The sequence below is a fragment of the Salinivibrio sp. ES.052 genome (assembly GCF_900141775.1).
Lineage (GTDB): Bacteria > Pseudomonadota > Gammaproteobacteria > Enterobacterales > Vibrionaceae > Salinivibrio.
Genome location: NZ_FSRI01000003.1, coordinates 351,806 through 373,238, shown reverse-complemented (window position 1 = coordinate 373,238; position 21,433 = coordinate 351,806). Strand labels below are relative to the sequence as shown.

Below are 21,433 nucleotides of genomic sequence, written 5' to 3'. Positions count from 1 at the left end.
CAACCGCATTGCCCCACCTTGGATGGTCATTTTGTAACCAGTTCGTCATTGTGGGGTTGCCTTCCGGTATTGGCGTGGACTGTTCATTACGGTTACAAAGAAGTCAACGGAGTTATCCACAGATACAGTAGATAACTTTACGACCAAAGAACTAAATATAGTTCAGTGAAAACAATATCTAGTATGCATGTGGATCATCGTTAACGCCGCTATCATAGCTAAATCTGTAGCCGTTTGGGCCAATCTAAAAAACAAAGTTGTGCATCGCACTCACTTGTCTCGATCCAATGCTTGACCGGATAATGAATGACCGCAACCCCTGATGTGGGTAAATTATCTTTAGTCATCCCTAAATCGTGCAGGTAATCGTTTAGTGCGGGGTTGTGTCCAATAATCATCACTGTGTCATGGTCAGCATCTAATGCTTGAATAGCATGCGCTATCATGGCCCTTTGCTCACTGTAAAGCTTGCGGTCTAGAACGATAGGGGGCTTATCCGCCAGCGTTTGTGCCACCAGAACAGCGGTATCTTTCGCTCGTTGGGCAGTGCTGGATACGATAGCCTGCGGTTGACACAGCCATGCATTCAAACGCTCAGCCATTTGCGGCGCTTGCCGAAACCCTCTTGGATTGAGCGGACGTTCATGATCATCAAGGCTCGGATCGTCCCAACTTGATTTTGCGTGGCGCATGAGAAATACCGTTTTCATGGTGCTCTCCTCATTGTTCAATAAAAAAGCGAGCCCAGGCTCGCTCTCTTTCAATACACGAAGACTTTATCTATTAAGTTGCAACGACTTGACGTAGGCGCTCTTGCACCACACTCACTAAAAGATCCGGTTGAAACTTAGAAATAAACTGGTCACATCCTACCTTTTTAACCATGGCTTCATTGAAGCTACCACTCAACGACGTGTTCAGTGCAATATACAAATCACTCATCCGACTATCAGAGCGCACTTCGTGTGTCAGTTTATAGCCGTCCATTTCCGGCATTTCTGCATCGGTGATCATCAGCAAAATTTCGTCACTGACATTTTTGCCTTCATCACACCACCCCTTCAACAAATTCAATGCTTCCGCACCATTTTTCTTGATAATGCACTCGACACCAAACTGCGACAAGGTTTCGCTGACCTGAGCACGCGCCGTCGATGAGTCATCGACAACCAAGACTCGTTGACCCGTCATATAAGGGGTCAGTTGCGGATCGAGTACCTCTTCAGAGACGCCAACTTCATACGCAACGATCTCGGCCAGCACTTTTTCCACATCGACAATTTCAACCAAACGAGTTTGTCCATCAAAGTCTTGGCGGGTAATGGCCGTCAAATAATTATTTCGCCCCGAACTCGATGGCGGCTCCATGATTTCATCCCATCCCATATTCTTGATATTAATCACTTGCCCGACGAGGAAGGCTTGAATAGTGCGATTGTACTCCGTAACGATAACGTTACATTCATCGGACATCCCAATCGTCCCCATGCCAATAGACTGCCTCAGATCGATCACAGGGATTGATTTACCGCGGATCATTGCGACACCGCGAATATTGGGATGCGAGCCCGGCATTTGATTAAGCTTGGGCACTTTGATCACTTCACGGACTTTGAATACATTAATAGCAAAAGGCTGGGTAGAACCAAGGTAAAACATTAAAAGCTCGAGGCGATTTTCCCCCACCAGCCGTGTCCGCGAATCTACCGAATCTAAAATATTGGTCATAGCTCACTCAACCGTCGTGTTACTGCTCGTTCGCATTTACCCGGACACGTATTGGCTTACTCACGTGCCTCTATTCACTACTTTTCTGTTGCGCTAAGGGCACGGTGACAAAAAAGCCTCTCTCTATTTTAGGTAAGATACAGCCACAGGCAACCTCTTTACCAAGGTTGGCGTCTAAATGCTTGGCCAATCTGACCTATTCACTCATCAATATTACCAAAAGAGCATCACCCAAAGCGTGGCGCATCCCTCGTTTAAATGAGACTGTCAATAAGTATCAAATATGAGACAATTGCGCAGAAAAGATTTATCTTTTTGCTAATCAGCCCCTATCCTAGTGTAAGGATAGGTGATCAAAGATAAGGCTGTTACCATTACTAAACGATTGACGATAACACGCAGAGTGATGCCATGAAGAGCAAAGCTAATCAAGCACAAGGCATGTTGATGTTCCGCCTCACTGCCACCCAATCTTTTGCCATTGGGACATTAAAAGTGCGGGAGATCATCCCTTTTCAGCCGCTCACGGATTTGCCGGGATCTCACCCAACGGTGATCGGGACCACTAGCTTCCGTGGCATCGCCACTCCTGTCATTGATATGGCAAAAGCGATTGGCTATAAGCCGATAGCAAAGTCCGAATGGGAGTCTTGCTATATCATCGTCACTGACTGCCAACGCCGCGTAATGGGTTTTTTAGTGCGTGGCATTGATAAAATTAGTGAATGTGATTGGCGCTCTATTTCTGAACCACCTGAGACCTTAGGAACGCGTGCGTTTTTAACGGGGGTAATGCACATTGATGATAAGCTGGTACAGCTGCTCGATGTAGAATACATTATGGAACACATTTTCCCATCAGACCCCGATAAGCTCCATCCTATCTTGGCAGACGTAGACCGAGAGAAGCTGAAGCCGATGAATATCCTTCTGGTGGATGATTCTTTGACAGCCAGAAGACAGCTATCAGAAGCCCTAGACAGTATCAATATTCCCTACTTTGTAACCAACAACGGACTGGAAGCATTGAAGATGATGAAAAATGCTGCGTCTACGGGTAAGCCGTTTGATATTGTGGTCAGCGATATTGAAATGCCAGGTATTGATGGCTATGAGCTTGCATTTGAAATTCGTGGTGACGATAAACTCGCAGAAGCGTATCTGATCTTGCATACCTCTTTATCCAGTGACATCAGCGTCGATAGAGCGAAACAAGTCGGTGCACACGAAGCGCTAACGAAGTTCGATGCAACGGAACTCGTGCAGGCGATGCTGCGCGGTGCGATGATGAAAACCTCTGGCTCATCCGTGAAGTTAGAAGGCAGCCCAACCGATTATTAAGGTGAGTCTGGCTGTAGCTGGTATTGACATGTGTCATAACATTGTCAATACCAGCCTGATATCTTTACTTCCATCAAACAGTAGTATCAATGAGGTGTGGAATGGTAGAAAAGACACACGTCTCTTGGTGTCTCAACACTAACATTCATACTGATTATCCTATTACTTCCTCGATAACTCAATTGACCAAAAACTCCCCACTACAAGCGCAAAAAGACTGGGTTTGCCGCGGCGCTTGTGGTTTAATTTTTTCATACTTCAAAAAATAGAAGGCGACTACTATGACCAGCGTATATGAGATCGTTAAGCACTCACGACAAAAGAACAAGCTAAAACGAGAAATCCAGGACAATGACAAGAAAATCCGCGATAACCAAAAGCGGGTGGTTCTGTTAGAAAACTTGCTCGACTACATCCAGCCTGAGATGTCTTACGAAGAAATCGTTGAAATCATCAAGAATATGAAAGGCGATTACGAAGATCGTGTTGATGATCACATCATCAAAAACGCGGAAATTTCAAAACAGCGCCGTGAAATTAGCCGAACCATTAAAGAGTTGACCAAGCAAAGCAAGAGCGGAAAATAACCCCTTTGCTTTACTGGCTCAATGAAACCCGCCAAACGGCGGGTTTTTTACATGCCGAGAGGGTTAGCGATAGGCTCACCAAACATAGGCAACGGTCGTTCATTACTATCATCGTAGCCAATGTTAAATCTGACCCGATTGATACAAATCTTCTCTTTCGTCTCACTCAACACATCAAACAAACTAAACCGTTCACTCAACTGTGTATGTGCCTGTTGATATGCGTGAAGGGTATCACCTAACTGACGATAGAATTCAACCTCACCCACCCCAAGTGACACAAACCATGGCGAAATAAAACGCAGTGTCGTCACAAAGTGTCCCGTATATAAATCATGAACCAGATAGTGTGGCGGTAAGTGTTTGATCGCCGCTCGCACGCTTTTATCCAAACTATCCAACTCTGGAAACGGTTGATCGACAAAGCGTAAGTCACCATGAAAATCTTTGATCATGCAGCCCACTGGGATATCGTCTTCAAGCACCACGGTAATGTTTTGCCCATGCGCAACCAACCCAATCCCGTATTGGCATAGTAAGTGATAGAGGGGGACAACGACATGATCAAACAACCGCTGTAACCATTCGTTAGGCGTTAACGCGGTGCGTGTAATCAGCGCTTCGACACAGCTGACCCCATCGCCACCCGCTTGCATCAAGGTCGCCATACTCATGGGTCGCTGATGAGACGGCAACAGGCTTTCCGCACGTTCACGCCAGACGCATCCCAACATTTCGTGATATTTGTAACAGCTGTCTATTTGCGCCTGATAAGGCTGCGGGCAGTACACTCCCGCCACTTCCTGCTGCACATGCATACCAAGACGCGACAATAATGCATCCTGGCTCACACAGGCTGACAGCCAGTTTGAGAGCACTGGGCCATGCGCAATAAAACTCCCCGGTACACCGCGATAGCAGGAGGTATTGAGAATGGTCAGGGCGGTTTTGACGTCGTATTTGCCTTGTCCATCAGCCCGACTCAACGTACGAATGGACTGCTGTGGACGCCACTGTTCCGTACTCGTGCCAAGGTCAATCATGTCACCTGAGGCGAGTAATGATGCATATTGGCTGTAAATATAGCGCTGCATCTGCCATGGATGCACCGCCATAATGAGATAATCATCATGCTTATCCGCCGGTAACCGTGTCATGAGCGCATCGTAAGAGGCCAGCGATAGTGTATCTGTAAGCAACGCCACCTGCTCCAGCCCGTGACGAAAGCCATGTTGCGCACATTCTCGATGTACTGCGATGTAATGCAAGGCAAAAGCGTTACCGTATTCAGGCGCATACTGCTGGCGCTCTTGCTGCCCCCAGCCTAACCGGCCCTTATTGGCAAGAAACTTAGGATGAGCATCCAAATAGGGCTGACGGTCGATTTCTGATAGCACCACCAGTTGTTCTGCTGGCATTGCATTTAGCATCGCCAGGTGCTGCTGTTCCTCGGCGAGCGTTTCTTGCAACTCTTCGATAAAGCCACCGAGGTGAAGCGGCACCATCTCAATAACGGCTTGTAAATCCATCACCAGCGAAATAAGCTCGGGCTGACGATTGTCCCCACGTGACACACTACCACTCTCTACCATCACCATGCCCCAAAGACTCATGGTGCCAGAGAATAGCCACTCGGCATCAGGTAGCCTCAACCTAAACTGTCGCCCTTCCAAGTGCGAAACGGTAATCGCATTTTCAAAGTGAAGCTCACTGATCGCTTTTGCGATCAACTTCTGATTGGCAGCTTGCCAATAATTCCCCTGCATTTGTTACGTCCTTTATGCGTTAATTTTCACCAATTTAGGTGAAATGTGGCAATTCGGTTATCAATGTATTGACATCACGAGTAAAGATCAATAATCATAATGATATCCATTATCATTTGATATTGAAGCAAAGGTAGTGATTCAGTAGTACTGCAGGGACGCAGCCTCATCACCCCTGCAGCGTTGTGACGAATAAGGATAATTATGAACACTAAAAAAGCAGTTGGCCTCTCACTGACACCACTGGCGTTAGTGATTGGCGCACACCTTGCCCAAGCCGCCCCTTCTGCGGCCAATACCGAAACCATCATCGTGACTGGCAGTAAAATTCAGACCACCATCGCCGATTCCGCCAGCACCAACTGGGTGATCACCAATGAAGAATTAACCCGTGAAATTCAAGGCGGTGAATCATTAAAAGGCGCGCTAGGAAAGCTGATCCCAAGCTTTGACTTTGGCAGCACCAACGCACGTACCAATGCCTCACAGAATTTACGTGGCCGCAGCGCGCAAATCATGATTGATGGCGTCGCATTGAATGCTGCACGCACCATCAGCCGCCAACTGGATAGTATCGACCCCTTTAATGTCGCACGTGTTGAGGTACTATCGGGCGCAACCTCGATTTATGGTGCCGGCGCAACCGGCGGTATTATCAATATCATCACCAAACGTGGTGAGGCTGGCGATGCGCAGTTAGAGCTACATACCGGTGTCACCACTGGGTTTAACAACAGCGACGACCTGACCAAAAACGCTGCGGTCGCGGTATCCGGCGGCAGTGATACCTTGCAAGGGCGCTTATCCGTAGCGTATGAAGGCAAAGGCGCGGCCTACGACGGCAATGGCGATCCTATCCTGCCCGATGTGACCCAAACCGATACCCAATTCAATGACAGCATCGATGTGATGGGTAGCCTCGATTACCGCCCTGATGACGAACAGCACCTTTCCCTCACTGCTCAATACTATGACAGTCAGCAAGATACGGATTATGGGATTGATTATGGGCCTATGTTTGCGGGTCTTAAAGATGATTCGCTGATTAAACGCTCCGATGGACTGGAATTGGATGAGCAACCCTTTACTGAACGCATGATGCTCAACGCTCAATACAGTAATGCTAACGTCTTTAGCCATTCCTTACTGGCCCAAGCTTATTATCGCAAAGAAACATTTGGGTTCTTTCCGTTTCCCGTCCGTGCACTAAAAATGCAATATCTTGGGGCTTCAGAGCAAAGCAACCAAGTGATCGGTGCAAAAGTGTTACTTGAGAAAAGTATTGATAACATAACGGTGAATTATGGAATCGATTTCAGCCAAGAGAAGTTCGATGCATTCCAGCGCCTCTATGATCAAGGCACAAGTCTAACCAGCAATGGGCTTAAGTTTAAGCACCTCGGTGACGTAGGCCGCTATCCAGATTTTACGACTCAAAACGTAGGCGTATTTTCTCAGCTGGATTGGGCCATTAACGACAAACTGAATGCCTTTGCCGGATTGCGCTATCAGTACACTCAGTATGAAGGCGATAACTTTATCGGTTTTGCAGAGCAAGCCAAAATACTCGTTGGAAAATTAAACAGCGCGGATACCATCCCCGGTGGTACGACGGATAAAGATATTTGGCTCGCAAATGCGGGGCTCAAGTACGACCTAACCGATAACCAACAAGTTTGGGCCAACTTTAGTCAAGGCTTTAATATGCCGGACCCAGGAAAATTCTACGGCAAAGGCACATATGCAGGCGGCGCCCTCACCAATAGCGTGAGTGTTCAAAACACAGAATTGGACGGCGTAAAAACCAACTCCTTTGAGCTAGGCTGGCGAACCCAGCAACAAGACTACAACGCGCAAGTCGCCGCGTACTACTCAATTTCGGACAAGTCGTACAAGTACAACAGCGATCTCGATGTCACCTTAGATAGTGACAAACAGCGTATTTATGGCCTCGAAGGGCAAATCAAATACTACCTCACTGACACGTGGTATAGCCGCGCACAAGGCCACTTAGTGCAGAGCGAAATCAAGAATAATGGCCATTGGGATGAGCTAAGTATCTACAATGCGAGCCCTTCTACCGCGATGGCGGCAGTGGGTTACGATAACTTCGATTGGGGAACAGAGCTTAACTTACAGCATGTCGGTGATTTATCTGACCAAGATAATGATCGTATCAAAGGCTACGAGCTAGTCGGTCTTAATGGGTACTACACTTTGCCAGTCGGCCAAATTAATTTCGGCATCCAAAATCTGTTTGATAAAGACTATCAAACGATTTGGAGTCAAAAGGCACAAAAAGTATACAGTGCTTATGGGCTTAGCAACCTGTTCAATTACGCCGGCGTAGGGCGCACCTTTAGCTTGAGCTACAGCGCCACGTTTTAATTGTATTCCTTGTCGCGCCCAGCCCTCGCTGGGCGCCTTTTCTCCCAATTTTTTTAGCCCATATTTGCACAACAACATTGCCCCAGTAAGCCCGTGTCTGTAAGGAGTTGTCATGACACATCCCCTGAGTTTGAATGCGTTTTTCAATGCGTTGTTTGTCGAGCACCCGCACACGCGTGTGATAAAAGGTCAGCCTGACCACGCCTGTTTCCCATGCCAGCAGGGCGAATTATTATTACCGCTCACCTACACCTCAGCAGCCGGCCGTCATCGCTATCAAGGGGCCATACTGTGGCGCTCTGACGAAGGTGACACCACCCCTACCACCTTTGCCGATGCGGTTTGCCGTATCGCGGTATCGGTGCCTGAGGTCAGTGGCGAGCGCCTCGATCGCTTTGCATCGCGCGTTAGCCAGTCGGATGCCTATATTCAGCGGGCAGAAACGCATTGGCAACACACGTTTTCCGAGCGCTGGCCCCAGCGTTTTATCGAATCGGAACAGTCTCTGACCGGTGGTCATAGCATGCATCCAGCGCCCAAAAGCAATGAGCCGCTTACGCCTGAACAACAAGCGGCGTACTTACCCGAATTTGCGCAGTCATTTGCGATTGAATGGTTTGCCGTAGCGCCGGGGCAATGGACAGGCGAAGGGGTGAATCATGATGTGCTCGACACCTTACAGGCGTTATTTGTGGATAGCGTGGGCTTGACCCATGCGGCCAATTTACCACAAGGCTGGCTCCCCCTGCCCATGCATCCGTTACAAGCGCAGGCATGGCGTGACAGTGATGACGCAAACACACTCAAAGACAGCGTGATTGATTTAGCCTTGACCAGTAGCGGCTGGCTGGCCACCTCATCGTCGCGCGCCATTTATCATCCCGACCATCACTGGATGCTAAAAGTCTCGCTGCCCGTCAAACTCACTAACTCGGTACGGCTATTAACCGCCACTGAAGCCAAGCGTGGTACGTTACTGAGTAAAATGCTAAACGCAGCCCCCGGACAAACGCTGCAGCAGCGAACTCCCACCACGACCTTTATCGAAGAGCCAGTCTGGTGCACCATTTTGTCCGCGCAAGGCGAGCCTTTATCACTGCCTTTGGTGAGCTTGCGCGACAATATATTTGCCCGCCAAGCCGATCAAGATGTCCACCTACTCGCCAGTATCAATCAGCCGCATGCGCAAGGCAGCCAAATTGGCGCCTTGATCGCGCAAGCCGCACAGTACTATCAATGGTCACAACCCGACGCTGCACACCATTGGCTAGCCGCCTTCTTAACTCATGTTCTGTATCCCCTGTGTTTGGCGCGCAGTGATTACGGCATCCTATTGCTTGCCCACCAGCAAAATATCTTGCTGCGTACCGCGCACGGTTTGCCTTGTGCCATGATGTACCGAGACTGTCAGGGCATCTGGATCACCGATCCTGCCCCGACGCTGTTCCCTGACGCATTCAGTGAGGGATTACCGAGTTGTTATGTGCCGGCTGATAAGGTCGATCCGTATCTGAGCTACTATCTGATTGGTAATACGCTGATCAATACCCTTTCCGCGATCAGCGAAGCCACCGGTGCCAGCGAACAGCGTTTGTGGCAGATCTGCCGTCAAGCCTTCGCGACATGGCAGACGGGCCACCCGGTGGATAGCCGTCTGTATGACTATCTTCTCGACTCGCCGACACTGCACTGGAAACGGAACTTTCACACTTTCCTCGCCGATCACAATGAAGCGACACTGGCCGACCCAAGCCAAATTTATACTGATATCGATAACCCATTTTATGGTGACAAAGCTCTCTGTTCGTGGGTATTTAAACCGGTTAATCTTCATCGCACCGTGGGGCTTCGCAGTCACTCGCTCAACGCGTCTTATCACTTAATCGATGTGATGGAGCATGGTCAGGCCAAAGCGACCTTCGTGCTGAACACACCGGACGATAGCACCGCGACGTCGACGCTAACGACGCGCTATTGTCGCGACGAATCCCTCTGGTGGTCGGCCGTTGAGCACGTCTTTTATCAACATCAATGCCAAACACTGCATGCCAGTGATTATCCTCACGCACTGCAAGCGGTGGTCGCGCCAGGCACACCACTGACACGTTCGCAGTTTAAACAGCACTGCCCAATTTGGCACCAAGCTCAGCCTCCAACGAGTGAGGCATCCCAAACGGCAGAGAACGGCTTAACCTACCCAACGCGGCCTGAAAAGCCGCAAGGCGTGTTTTATCGTCGCTACTTTTATCACCTAGGGCGCACACTGACGCTACGTTCGGCAGAGACAGAACGCGATCTCGCTTGCTTCCACGCATGGCACAACCATCCGGATATTGCCCCGATTTGGGAGTTAGAAGGCTCGCTCGACTTTCACCGACACTATCTGCAAAAGGCGCACCATGACGCGCACTTGCTCCCGGTGATTGGCGAGTTTGATGGCCAGCCTTTTGGCTACTTTGAAATTTACTGGGTTGCGGAAGACAGACTAGGGCCTTACTACGATGTCGATGCATTCGATCGCGGTATGCATATGCTGGTCGGCAATCCCGACTTTTTAGGCCGCCAATACTTTAACACCTGGGCGCAATCGGTCATCCATTACTGCTTTTTGGCCGAGTCTCGCACGCCAAATGTGATGGGTGAGCCCAATGCGGAAAATTGGCGTGTGGTCAGGATCGCCCGCGGCGTGGGAATGAAAAAACAAAAAGAATTTGACTTTCCCCATAAACGCGCCGCACTGATGCAATGTGAGCGTAACGATTTTTTCGCACATTATGCGCAATAAGGATGCAGAGATGACAAGGCATTATTCTGTTTTAGGTGTAGGGCTTGGCCCCTTTAATCTCAGTGCGGCGGCGCTGCTGGCTCCCCACAGTCAGTCCATGTCGAGTTTGTTTGTCGAGCAAAAACCACGCTTTGCGTGGCACCCCGGCTTGCTGCTGGACGATGCGAAAATGCAAACCTCGTACCTAAAAGACATGGTAACAGCGGTTGATCCGACCAGCCCTTACACCTTCATTAATTATCTGGTTAAAACCAAAAAGTTTTATCCCTTTACCGCGCGGGGCGAACAGACGATATCGCGGTTGGAGTTTTCTGATTATATGGCTTGGGTCGCGCACCAGCTTCCCAATACCCAATTCGATACGCCAGTGCTGAACATCACGCCTTATGACTCAGGCTTCGCGGTGAATACCCCACACGGACAATTGACCTGCGATCATTTAATCGTGGGGACTGGTACCCAACCGTTTATGCCTGACTGCGCCACGTCGTTTGTGGGTGAACAGGTGTTTCACGCCAGCGAACTCGCGCTCCGACAACCTGACTTAATAGGTAAAAAAGTGGCCATTATCGGTGGTGGCCAAACCGGCGCGGATGTCTTCCAGCATGTCTTTGATGGTGAATTTGGCAAAGTGGCGCATGTTGATTGGGTTTCTCGCCGCCCTAATCTACAAGGACTGGATGAGAACCCGTTTACCGATCAGTATTTTATGCCTGATTATGCAGAGCAGTTTCATAGCCTCGACCCCAAGGTCAAACACACTCAACTTACGCAACAAAAGCTTGCCAGTGATGGGATCACCGACGACTGCTTACAAGGACTCTATCAACGCCTGTATCACGACAAATACGTACGCCGGTCCCCACTGTGGTGGCGACTGCTTCCGGGACAAATGCTTACTGGCATGCAATCACACCAAGCAGGTTACCAGTTAACCACAACAGCAACCTTGACCGGTGACACCGCGACAATCGATGCGGACGTGGTGATCTTGTGCACTGGTTTTTCTCGGGCACTCCCTCAATGCCTCAATACCCTAAGCGATCATCTCGTCCTTGATGACCAAGGGCGGCCAAATGTGAATACTCACTACCGAGTAAAAATGCGTGAAGGCTGCTCACAGGCATTGTATATGATGAATGTCGGCACCCATTGTCACGGTATTATTGAGCCACAACTGAGTCTCGCAGCATGGCGAGCCGCCACCATCATTAATGCGATTAGCGGTACGCCGGTGTACGATATTGCTCATCACCACGGCCTGCTGGACTGGACGCTGGCGGCATCCACCACCCCTGAGGTGCAAAAAGTGGCCGGCTGGTAATGGCGCACGCGCAAACACAATCAGCCATACAAACCACAAAGTGGCAATCGGTCACCTTGACGTTGATTGCCGCTTTAATGGGCATTGGTCAGAATGGGCTCTTGGTCTCGCTGCCTCTATTGGTGGCGCAAGGAGGATTTTCACTGTCGACATGGGCAGTGATTATTGCCGTAGGGAGCGTGCTCTTCCTGCCCGCCGCGCCATTTTGGGGTCGGTTCAGCGATCATCACGGCCCCAAATTTGTGGTGCTACAAGCATTAACCGGTATGGCCGTGAGCTTCGCGTTATTGCTCGCTGCCACATTGGGCGCGCAAAGCAGCGCTAACCAATGGCCTTGGCTAGCGCTCGCGGTGCTGGCGCGGGTGATCTACGGATTGACGGTCGCAGGGATGGTACCTGCTAATCAGCATTGGGCCGTGTTGCTCGCCGGTGAGGCGCGCCGTATGCAAGCCATTACCTCCATTAGCATTGGCTTAAGCCTCGGTCGATTAGCTGGCCCGTTGATTGCGTCGGCCGTACTAGTGATCAGCCCCTACGCTTCACTGACGTTGATGCTACTGCTACCCGTATTGGCGGCATTGGTTGTCAGCATGATGCCTCACTGCGAGGACAAAAAGGACGAACCTCACTCACCCGCTGGTCAATGGCTAGCGCCTAAAGCTATTTGGCCCTATATGGGTTACGGCCTCGCCGTGTGTGCAGCGATTGCCCTGTTGCAATATAACCTCACCCCCATGCTCAATACCCTCACCGAATGGTCTGCCAATAACGTCAGCCAAGCTATTGGTTATTTGCTGACGTTAAGCGGCATAGCCACCTTAGTGGTCCAGGTGTTGGTGGTAAAAAAGCAGCGCCTGAGTACCGAACACATGCTAGGCGTCGGCGCAATCAGTTTGGTTGCAGGCTACGCACTGCTATTGCTGCCTAGCGTCACCGCGTTAGTGATTGCAATGCTGGTGATATCTGGCGCCTGTGCGTTACTTATCCCCGCCTATACCAGCCAAGCGATGCAACAGATCGACAATGCGCCGGGCAAAGTGAGTGGTTATATCGCTATGGCCCATACCCTAGGCTATGGATTAGCATCACTGTTAGCAACGCTCACCTTGCGCTATCCGCCACTGCCCACGTTAACCTGCATTCTGCTTTCCTGCACCATCGTCATTGGGATACTGATTGCCAAACGCCCCTTGTCGTCTCGCTAATTCGCGTCTCTAGACAATTCTACTTCAAAGACTTCTCACCAATACGCTCGCCCTCACACATGGACATCAACGGCGTCATCGAGGGCAAGCAATACCCGAACAGTCTTCGTTAAGACAGGAGACAGTCGTATTCTGGTTACAATGTGATTTCATTGACTTAATCACGCATGATCACATGGCAAGGGGGGCTGTCGGTAACTACACTGTCTAATAGTTCGTCAATCACATTACGAGAAATGATTAAATGAAAGGAATCTTGCTGTCTCTTTTATTCAGCATCACCCTCGTTCCCCATGCTCAGGCCAGAGACATTACCTTTGGTATCGTGCCGCAACAATCTGCCATTACATTAGCCAACAATTGGGGCCCAATTTTAGAATATGTGTCTCAACAATCTGGTCACAATATTGTCTTTCGTACCGCCAAAGACATCCCTGAATTCGAAGGCCGCGTGCTCACCGGCGAGTACGACATTGCTTACATGAATCCTTATCACTACACGGTTTTCCACCAAAAGCCTGGGTATAAAGCGTTTGTGAAACAAAAAGATAAACGTATTCACGGTATTTTAGTCGTCAAGAAAGCGACGTCCATTTCCTCACTTGAGGCACTCGATGGCAAGCGCTTAGCGTTTCCCTCACCGGCCGCATTCGCAGCCAGCGTGGTGCCTCGCGCCGCACTGAAAAATCAAGGTATAAGCATTACACCGCAATATGTCTCGTCTCATGACTCGGTGTATTTGAACGTTGCACGAGAGTTCTTTATTGCCGGCGGCGGCATTGAGCGCACGTTTAATAATACCGATGCTGAAGTAAGCGAGCAGCTGCGCGTATTATGGAAAACGCCAGGTTATACCCCACATGCATTCGCCTTTCATCCGGACTTAGACGCTAAGACGGCCGCCGCCATCAAAGCGGCATTTATCTCCCTCAATGACAGTGAAAAAGGCCGAGCGCTGCTAGATAATATTAGCTTCAAAGGGATAGAGTCGGCGCAGGACGAGGATTGGGACGATGTGAGAGCGTTAAACATTACGCTGTTACAACACTTGTTGAGTGAATAACCCATGTCCTTGCGATTAAAGACCATCTTAGGTGTCGCACTGATTGAGGCGATCCTGTTGGCGATTCTGCTGACATTGACCCTTAATTATTTAGAAACTACCAACTACCAAGGGCTCAACCAACGCGCCAGTTCCACAACTCAGTTGTTCGCCTCCACGGTAAAGAATGCGGTGTTGTCATTTGATCTCGCCACCGTCGATTCTTTTACTCAAGAGCTGCTCCATAACAGCGATATTATGTATGTCGCCGTTTTAGGCGATAATGGGAGAGTCTTATCATCGGCTGGTAACCTCCCCCCTGCCTTCACCTCAGACATTCTTGAGACAAATGCCCAGTCAGTGACCGATGGACTTTATGATGTGCGCGCGACCATTTCCGAGTCTGGCATTGAATTTGGCTCGGTCTGGATTGGCTTTGACTTGACCGGCCTGCTTAGCCAAATTAAAGACGCGAAAAATTGGAGCATGCTGATTGTGTTGGGTGAGATGTTATTAGTGGCCTTATTCTCTTACCTATTGGGGAGCTATCTCACCCAGCGGTTATCAGAACTCAAAAACGCCGCCGATACCATCGCCAGTGGCAAAAGAGATGTACGCCTTTCTACTCACGGGAACGATGAACTAGCCAGTGTCGCCACCGCCTTTAGTAATATGATTCAGGCATTACGCCAGTCCGAAAACAAAACCGCGATTTATCAAAACAGGCTAGAAGAAGCCAACCAGTCGTTGGAAAGTAAGGTGGCACGACGTACGGCTGATTTAGTGCAATCGAATGATCAATTGCGCGAGATAAACCATCAGCTCAAGCAAACGCAAGAAAAGCTGCTCGAAAGCGAGAAAATGGCATCCATAGGGACCATGGCGGCAGGGGTTGCCCATGAGATCAATAACCCCATCGGCGCGGTGAAAAGTAACCTGCAAATGTGTCAAGAATATCTCGACACTTACCAAAAGTGGACACAAATCACCGAGCAAGTCATCCAACAAACAGAGCCGCAAGAGGCCCTCACTCGCTGGAAAAAACAACAGTACGTTGATGAGCTCTACGATGACTTCAGTGATAGCCTTGCCGATGCCAACGACTGTGTGCAACGCGTAATCAATATTGTTTCCGCCTTACAACAGTACTCCAGCTACAACCAACAAACACGCCAACACTTTCAAGGCGTTGAGATCTTTGCGGTAATTGATGAGGCCCTGAATGCCCTCTCTCCACCAGCTAACCTCAAGATATCGATTGCCGCCACCGTGTATCAATTGCCCCCCGTCATGGGACGCGATGACGAGCTGGTCATGTTGTTTAAAGAAGTACTCAAAAATGCCCTGCAAGCCTGTGAGCGCGGTCGCTCAGATATGACGCATCACATTAAAGTCGACGGGGAAGAGAAGGGCGAACTGTGCACCATCACGGTGAAAGATTCAGGACAGGGACTTCCCCACGATCAGAGTCATCGTATTTACGACCCCTTCTTTACCACCTTACCGGTTGGGCAAGGCATGGGACTCGGGTTAACCTATGCCTATGATATCGTCCGTCATCATCAAGGAGACATACAGCTGACATCCTCAACCGAAGGCACCACTGCCACCATCACTCTCGTTCGCCAGATTAATAATACCGCAACAAATAATGCCTAACCCCTACCAACGCACTTAAAATAACGACGAACTTAAGAGGGATTTTCTGATTGCTTAAAGGTATTCAGGAACTCGAATAGCTTATCTTGACTCAGCGGCGCACCGATGCCATAACCTTGCACACGCGTACATCCTTTTTCTCTTAAGAAATCGATTTGATTTTGGTTCTCCACCCACTCAGCGACAACCTCTACGTTCATTAATTTCGCACTTTGGCTAATCGATGTCAGGATCACTTCGTCCATTTCACTCTGGCCGATATTACGAACGAAGCGACCATCAATTTTTATCACGTCAAAGGGGAGATCGCACATGGATTCAAATCCAGCAAAACCAGTACCAAAGTCATCTAACGCACAGGAGATACCGAGGGATTTCAAACGACCCATTTGCTGATGCGTCTGAGTAAAATCATGAATTCTGTCAGTTTCTACCAGCTCGACTTCAAGGTGTGCAATTTCATCGGGGTAGTGCGGCGAAAGGTGCTGAATAACGTCCCCAACGAACCCACTTTCTAACTGCCTTGCCGTGACATTGACACTGACCGTCTTGCCGTTACCCTCACGGCGTAATAGTCGAATCGTCTCCAGCGCTTGCTCGAACATCGAGGTGGTTAATACGTCGTCAAGTTGATATTGACTAAGTAAAGGTAGAAAGTCGGCAGGGCTTTGGTAGCCTCCCGACTCGAGTCGACGTCTCACAAGAGCTTCAAAGCCATCGATTTCTCCCGTCACAATATTCAATTGTGGTTGATAAAATGCCTCGAAGTGTTTGGCTTCAATATCACGAATCAAGGTGCGCAACATCGCGTCGTCTTGATGTTCCTCAGGGCACGGAAGCCAGTAGAGCGCATCATAAAGTGGTATTTTTCCCGCTTTACGCGCCTGAATGTTTTCGAACGATACCTCCTGCCAAGAGCGGAGCGCACTGACCATTAATTGCGTCGGCAGTCCTTTCTCCTCTCTTGCGCAATGCAAACTTTCAATCAGTTCGTTTAACAAACAATGCCCTTCTGATGAATACTCCAATAACCCAACAAACTTATCCGCGACGCGGTACCAATTAAAAATCTCTAGCTGATAAAGGTGTTCACTCACCCGTTGCAAACGCTGGTTACCTGCCATTACCGTTTGAGTTTCATTAATCGAGTTTGTCCCTTGAGTATCAATCATCGCCACCAGCCACGGCGTCTTTTCTTCAATCGCCATATTTTGAATCCGCTGATTAAGTGCTTGCATCGATAAACACGCCGTCAATGTGTCGTTCGGCAAAGAGGCTTGTTTATTGGTCAAGATTGTTTTGACCGTGTCGCACAACACATCGCGATCCCATGGCTTACTGACGTACTGGCTCAGTGCTCCCGCATTGATGGCTTTAGAGACACCGTGCAAATCCGCTTGTCCAGACAGCATGATCGTAGCGATACCGGGATAACGTTGGTGGATGTTGATCAGTAACTCTGCGCCGTTCATATTTGGCATGCGGTAATCGGAAATCACGAGGCCAATTTGATGTTGCGTTAAAATATCGAGCGCTTGCTGGCCCGACTCTGCGGTATGAATATGCGCCACAAAACGACGTAGCTCTCGCTTTAGCGCACGAAGTATATGTGGCTCATCATCAACCAGTAGAATTTCCGTGTACGCCATCATCGACTATGGCCTCCTCTCATCGCCTGATTAACGGGCAGTGTCATACACTCACCACCATTTTATTAACAAGGTAAAACAATGGTAAATGTGGTCCCTTTGCCCTGCTCACTGATTACCGTAATCTGGCCGCCGTGCGCGGCGATAATATCGCGCGAAACGGATAAGCCAAGCCCGGTCCCTTGTCCAACCGGTTTGGTGGTATAAAACGGCTCAAAGATCGTCGTCAGCGCCTTTTCAGGCATCCCCTGGCCATTATCTGTAATTTTAATCACGAGATGCTTTTCATCGAGAGGAGCAACAGAAATCTTTATTTTTCCTTCTCCCTCAATAGCTTGCGCTGCATTAATGAGCAAATTGAGAAAAACTTGATTCAACTGCATAGGCTGACACATGATCTCAGGTGTCTGTGGCGAGTAGACTCTTTCTATCTCAATGTTGTATTTGATTTCGTTATGGATGATTTTCAACGTCGAATCGATACCGCAGCGAATATCGGTTAAGACCCACTCTCCACTATCGACGTGTGAGAACTCTTTGAGATCTTTTACGATCGTCATCACCCTCGTAATACCTTCTAACGACTCTTCAATCAGATCGCTGGCATCTTCGAGTAAATAACTCAATTGGATATCGTCTTTTAGCGCCTGCCTATCGGCCAGTAAGGCCTTATTTTGGGTGCTATCAATCGTTTCATCCAATCGGTGAACATAAGCGGTAAACTTCTCGAGATAATCATACAAAGTGCAAATATTGGAGGAAATAAACGCAATAGGATTATTTATTTCATGAGCAATACCCGCTGATATTTGCCCAATTGACGCCATTTTTTCAGACTGGAGCAGTTGGCTTTGTAACTGCTTCAGCTCTGACACGACACATTGATACGCATCCGAGCTTCGTTTGAATCGCTGACTATCAGAAATAGTGGGTACTAAGTCTTGCTTGGGTGCCGCCAACGCTGTGGGTCGGTAAAAACAAATAGCAACTTGTGTTACCACACCACACGCAGAGGGGATGGGCAGAAACTCGATGTCTTGCCAAATGTGTGCGGCGTCGCTCCCCACATCCCTAGATATATCAACGATAACAGCGCCAGAAGACTGTAATGGCGCTTTCGTCAAGAAAACTGTCGCGATGTTTTGTTGCAAAAATTGATAATGAGTTGGGAAACGTGCTAACAGTGCGTCCCCAATCAGTATGTCGCTTGTTAAATTTAGGCTGATAAAGAAGCAAGTGTTCGCATTAACGATTTTGTACTCATGATCGACGATGCATATCGCTATCGACAGTTGATTCAGAATCGCGGGTGATAGGTCATTATCCTGCACGTGACCCCTCCATGCTCATGTTGCATGAACAAGAGACCGCGGCGTCATAAATGACCACGATTAACTGCCGGCACACTCAGATCGTCTCCTTATACGACTGAGTAAAAAAAGCACCGATGTTGGCCGACCAAGACTGTAAAAGCTTCGCTTTCTCTATATCGTTTGCATTAATCCACTGACGGCAATAATGCAATAATGCACCATCCTTAGTTCGTTCACTTTCAGGTGTTGGTGAGATGGCACCACTTGCAAGCACTGTCTCTGCAAGCTCAAAGTCATAGCCCCACAAAATGATGATATAGCTCGAAACGACGAGCGCTGTATCAAAACGGGAAGGTAAATCGCAAATGGGATTGTTGCCACTTTCACGACAACCAAGCTCTCTCGCCATTAATTCTCCTAACGATGACAGTACTGACGCGAGATACAAACGCTCGGCATGCGCTTTGTCATAGCCTAAGAATAAGCCCAGCGATTTACTGACATTAGCGAGTTCAATATGTTCATCCACCACCGCATAGTGTTCTTTGGAAGACAGGTACTGAAACGCATTGTGTCCCACCATGGTGGCGGCGATTGACTCGACCGATTGAATCCCTAACCGATTAATCGCCGCTTCTATTGACCAAGCCCGATGTCGAAAACCCAGATAGGCGGAATTGGCAAGCTGTAAAAGGCGAGCAACCAGCGGCGGCTCTTCACTAACGACGCGCGCGATTTGTTCCATGTCCGAATTCGGATCGTTAATAGTGGCACGTAAGCGGCGCACACAATCAGGTAAAACAGGAAAATCTTCAATACCGACTAACCGGTTGCGTGTTTCTGTATCAATAGGCAGCTTATAGAGACGCTCAACACTGTTGAGTACATTAGCAAAATCATCTTCAGAGAAAGGTTTAGGCAAAACGAAGTGCACACTGGGCGTCGCCAGCTTCGTAATCTTTTGTCGCGTATCTCCCGTTATCAACGCACGGATCGTGCCGGGAAATCGCGCCCGGACCTGCTCTAGCAGTGCATCACCTTTTAATTTGGGCATCAGTAGGTCACTGATCACGAGAGAGGGAGACAGCTCATCTAACAAGCCTTTCTCCCACTGAGTGGGATTTTTTATCAAACTGATAGCCCAACTAGGTTTCAAACGACGAATGACCCGACCAATGGCCTTTAATGTGAGCTCGTCATCATCGATATAGATGATGTGGAAACGTGGCCTATCCATTCTTCCCTCGTATCCTCATAGGTGTCTTAAACTGCCTGCGTAACCGTCAGGCAATAACTAAACGCCGCGTCTGTCCCATCTGAACGCTATCCCAACGTGCAGATGCCTATCTTTCCTTTCAATAAGCGTAGCCCAAAACGTCAAATTTTCTTGGCATACGAACAGAAATAAGTGGTATGGCTGAGACGAGGAGATAATGATGAGAACGAGGGCTCAACACGGTTGAGCCCTGGATTGATGCACGTTGTTGCTAGCCGATTTTACTTAAATTCAAACTGCACCATGACCGGATAGTGGTCAGACAGTTCATTGTAATAACCATCATGGTAAGTTTGCCCAGCTTCTTGCGGCCACTCACCTTCCAGGTAATCCCAATACCAGCGGTCATTGGCGGTTAATTGTATCACCTTCATCTCAGGTTGATTGGTTGGCGCAGCGTGGTCACGACTCCACAAAATGTAATCTAACGTGGTGTTGTAGTTAAGATCATAGTCAAAGTGATAAGCGTTCGCCTTCGTGAACCAATTATGCGGGGCCGAAAAAGACGTCACCTCTGGCTCGGTGAAGCGCAGTGCACCATTTAATGCCGCTTTCATGTCTTTGATTTCATCTTGGCGACTCCACTCCACATTCATGTCACCGCCAATGATTACCGGCTCGTCAGCAGAAATCGCCGCATTGTCGATGAAGTGTTTAATTTCACTAAGCTGGCCGAGACGAACTTGATGCTCTTCATCAGACATGCCGTCGTGCGTTGCTTGTAAATGAGTGCCAATCAGATGAAACACCTCACCATTTTTATCGATCTTGGCGTAAGCAAAGCCTTTGTTGGCTTGATAATCCCAGCTGCCTTTCAAGCTCTGGTTATAAATATGCGCTTTTTGCGTCAAAATAGGGTATTTAGAAAGGATCGTCACGCCGCCACGCACAACAAACAACGAGTTGGAGCAATTTCCTGTCAGCGCATCCCAGCCTTCACCACTACAATCTTGCCCTACATTGGGCGTTTGATACGGGTACCAGTTAGCCAGCTGATTCATTGCTTGCTCGGCCTCAGCATTGAAGGCTTCACTGATCAGAATCACATCCGGTTGAGTATCCATATCAGCGATGGCTTGCGGCAAACGGGCCGCTCGCTCTGCCTGATCCCAATCCTGAAGGTTACTCAGCTGCATAATGTTATACGCCATGACATTTAGCTGACCTGCTTGCGCACTGAGGCTTAGCAGTAAGGACGCTGCCGTTAAGAGCATTTTTCTAATTTTCATGTTTCCTCTTTCGCTTTGCTTTCTAATTATCGGTGCTTAGCCCACCAAAAGATTAGGAGCCTAACGAAATCAGGCTTAATCGACCCAGAGTTTGTTTACTTTTTTGATGTTTTTTGTAACTAAGATCACGTTGCTTGTATG

At 48.7% G+C, this 21,433-nt stretch carries 15 protein-coding genes; 8 read left to right on the top strand and 7 right to left on the bottom strand.

What is annotated here, in order from left to right; all coding sequences use genetic code 11:
* Positions 1–218: 218 nt before the first annotated feature.
* Both BUQ98_RS14590 and BUQ98_RS14585 read right to left on the bottom strand, forming a co-directional pair.
* Complete coding sequence (locus BUQ98_RS14590) at positions 219–710, bottom strand: SixA phosphatase family protein (RefSeq protein WP_074214522.1); 492 nt, start codon at positions 708–710, stop codon at positions 219–221.
* A 73-nt stretch (positions 711–783) separates the two neighbouring features.
* Positions 784–1,728 (bottom strand): chemotaxis protein CheV, encoded by a 945-nt coding sequence (locus BUQ98_RS14585; RefSeq protein ID WP_074214521.1) that lies wholly within the window; start codon positions 1,726–1,728, stop codon positions 784–786.
* A gap of 411 nt (positions 1,729–2,139) precedes the next feature.
* On the opposite strand from BUQ98_RS14585, the gene BUQ98_RS14580 reads away from it, so the two are divergent.
* The gene (locus tag BUQ98_RS14580) at positions 2,140–3,069 is read left to right on the top strand and encodes a chemotaxis protein (protein WP_074214520.1); all 930 of its coding nucleotides are present in this window, start codon (positions 2,140–2,142) and stop codon (positions 3,067–3,069) included.
* A gap of 281 nt (positions 3,070–3,350) precedes the next feature.
* Positions 3,351–3,656: a DUF496 family protein gene (locus tag BUQ98_RS14575; protein WP_025744875.1), complete on the top strand. Its 306-nt coding sequence runs from the start codon at positions 3,351–3,353 to the stop codon at positions 3,654–3,656.
* A gap of 47 nt (positions 3,657–3,703) precedes the next feature.
* Here the strand turns inward: BUQ98_RS14575 and BUQ98_RS14570 are convergent, their stop codons facing one another.
* On the bottom strand, positions 3,704–5,422 hold the full coding sequence (locus BUQ98_RS14570) for an IucA/IucC family protein (protein WP_074214519.1): 1,719 nt from the start codon (positions 5,420–5,422) through the stop codon (positions 3,704–3,706).
* A 204-nt stretch (positions 5,423–5,626) separates the two neighbouring features.
* Between BUQ98_RS14570 and BUQ98_RS14565 the strand changes: the two genes are divergently transcribed.
* The 6 genes from BUQ98_RS14565 to BUQ98_RS14540 all read left to right on the top strand — a co-directional run bounded on the left by BUQ98_RS14565 (position 5,627) and on the right by BUQ98_RS14540 (position 15,825).
* On the top strand, positions 5,627–7,810 hold the full coding sequence (locus BUQ98_RS14565; protein ID WP_074214518.1) for a TonB-dependent receptor: 2,184 nt from the start codon (positions 5,627–5,629) through the stop codon (positions 7,808–7,810).
* A 112-nt stretch (positions 7,811–7,922) separates the two neighbouring features.
* Positions 7,923–10,595 carry a GNAT family N-acetyltransferase gene (locus tag BUQ98_RS14560; protein WP_074214517.1) on the top strand — a complete coding sequence of 891 codons (2,673 nt, stop codon included), beginning with the start codon at positions 7,923–7,925 and terminating at the stop codon, positions 10,593–10,595.
* A 10-nt stretch (positions 10,596–10,605) separates the two neighbouring features.
* Positions 10,606–11,919 carry a lysine N(6)-hydroxylase/L-ornithine N(5)-oxygenase family protein gene (locus BUQ98_RS14555; protein WP_254813942.1) on the top strand — a complete coding sequence of 438 codons (1,314 nt, stop codon included), beginning with the start codon at positions 10,606–10,608 and terminating at the stop codon, positions 11,917–11,919.
* On the top strand, positions 11,919–13,124 hold the full coding sequence (locus BUQ98_RS14550; RefSeq protein ID WP_074214515.1) for an MFS transporter: 1,206 nt from the start codon (positions 11,919–11,921) through the stop codon (positions 13,122–13,124). The genes BUQ98_RS14555 and BUQ98_RS14550 overlap by 1 nt, the downstream gene beginning before the upstream one ends.
* Before the next feature lie 244 nt (positions 13,125–13,368).
* Entirely contained in the window at positions 13,369–14,187 is an 819-nt protein-coding gene (locus BUQ98_RS14545) for a phosphate/phosphite/phosphonate ABC transporter substrate-binding protein (protein WP_083605313.1), read from the top strand.
* Positions 14,188–14,190: 3 nt separating this feature from the next.
* Positions 14,191–15,825: a HAMP domain-containing sensor histidine kinase gene (locus BUQ98_RS14540; protein ID WP_074214514.1), complete on the top strand. Its 1,635-nt coding sequence runs from the start codon at positions 14,191–14,193 to the stop codon at positions 15,823–15,825.
* A 32-nt stretch (positions 15,826–15,857) separates the two neighbouring features.
* On the opposite strand, the gene BUQ98_RS14535 is transcribed toward BUQ98_RS14540, so the two are convergent.
* The 4 genes from BUQ98_RS14535 to BUQ98_RS14520 form a co-directional block, all read right to left on the bottom strand.
* Positions 15,858–17,477, bottom strand: coding sequence for an EAL domain-containing protein (locus BUQ98_RS14535; RefSeq protein WP_074214513.1), 1,620 nt, complete (start codon positions 17,475–17,477; stop codon positions 15,858–15,860).
* Between the two features lie 62 nt (positions 17,478–17,539).
* Entirely contained in the window at positions 17,540–18,805 is a 1,266-nt protein-coding gene (locus tag BUQ98_RS14530; protein WP_074214512.1) for a sensor histidine kinase, read from the bottom strand.
* A 76-nt stretch (positions 18,806–18,881) separates the two neighbouring features.
* Complete coding sequence (locus tag BUQ98_RS14525; protein WP_074214511.1) at positions 18,882–20,024, bottom strand: HDOD domain-containing protein; 1,143 nt, start codon at positions 20,022–20,024, stop codon at positions 18,882–18,884.
* A 260-nt stretch (positions 20,025–20,284) separates the two neighbouring features.
* Complete coding sequence (locus BUQ98_RS14520) at positions 20,285–21,292, bottom strand: sphingomyelin phosphodiesterase (RefSeq protein WP_074214510.1); 1,008 nt, start codon at positions 21,290–21,292, stop codon at positions 20,285–20,287.
* Positions 21,293–21,433 lie beyond the last annotated feature (141 nt).

Coding starts and splice junctions, on each gene's coding strand:
- BUQ98_RS14525 (WP_074214511.1), bottom strand. CDS start 20,024: ATGGATAGGCCACGTTTCCACATCATCTATATCGATGATGACGAGCTC.
- BUQ98_RS14555 (WP_254813942.1), top strand. CDS start 10,606: ATGACAAGGCATTATTCTGTTTTAGGTGTAGGGCTTGGCCCCTTTAAT.
- BUQ98_RS14585 (WP_074214521.1), bottom strand. CDS start 1,728: ATGACCAATATTTTAGATTCGGTAGATTCGCGGACACGGCTGGTGGGG.
- BUQ98_RS14575 (WP_025744875.1), top strand. CDS start 3,351: ATGACCAGCGTATATGAGATCGTTAAGCACTCACGACAAAAGAACAAG.
- BUQ98_RS14560 (WP_074214517.1), top strand. CDS start 7,923: ATGACACATCCCCTGAGTTTGAATGCGTTTTTCAATGCGTTGTTTGTC.
- BUQ98_RS14540 (WP_074214514.1), top strand. CDS start 14,191: ATGTCCTTGCGATTAAAGACCATCTTAGGTGTCGCACTGATTGAGGCG.
- BUQ98_RS14550 (WP_074214515.1), top strand. CDS start 11,919: ATGGCGCACGCGCAAACACAATCAGCCATACAAACCACAAAGTGGCAA.
- BUQ98_RS14535 (WP_074214513.1), bottom strand. CDS start 17,477: ATGATGGCGTACACGGAAATTCTACTGGTTGATGATGAGCCACATATA.
- BUQ98_RS14590 (WP_074214522.1), bottom strand. CDS start 710: ATGAAAACGGTATTTCTCATGCGCCACGCAAAATCAAGTTGGGACGAT.
- BUQ98_RS14565 (WP_074214518.1), top strand. CDS start 5,627: ATGAACACTAAAAAAGCAGTTGGCCTCTCACTGACACCACTGGCGTTA.
- BUQ98_RS14545 (WP_083605313.1), top strand. CDS start 13,369: ATGAAAGGAATCTTGCTGTCTCTTTTATTCAGCATCACCCTCGTTCCC.
- BUQ98_RS14580 (WP_074214520.1), top strand. CDS start 2,140: ATGAAGAGCAAAGCTAATCAAGCACAAGGCATGTTGATGTTCCGCCTC.
- BUQ98_RS14570 (WP_074214519.1), bottom strand. CDS start 5,422: ATGCAGGGGAATTATTGGCAAGCTGCCAATCAGAAGTTGATCGCAAAA.
- BUQ98_RS14520 (WP_074214510.1), bottom strand. CDS start 21,292: ATGAAAATTAGAAAAATGCTCTTAACGGCAGCGTCCTTACTGCTAAGC.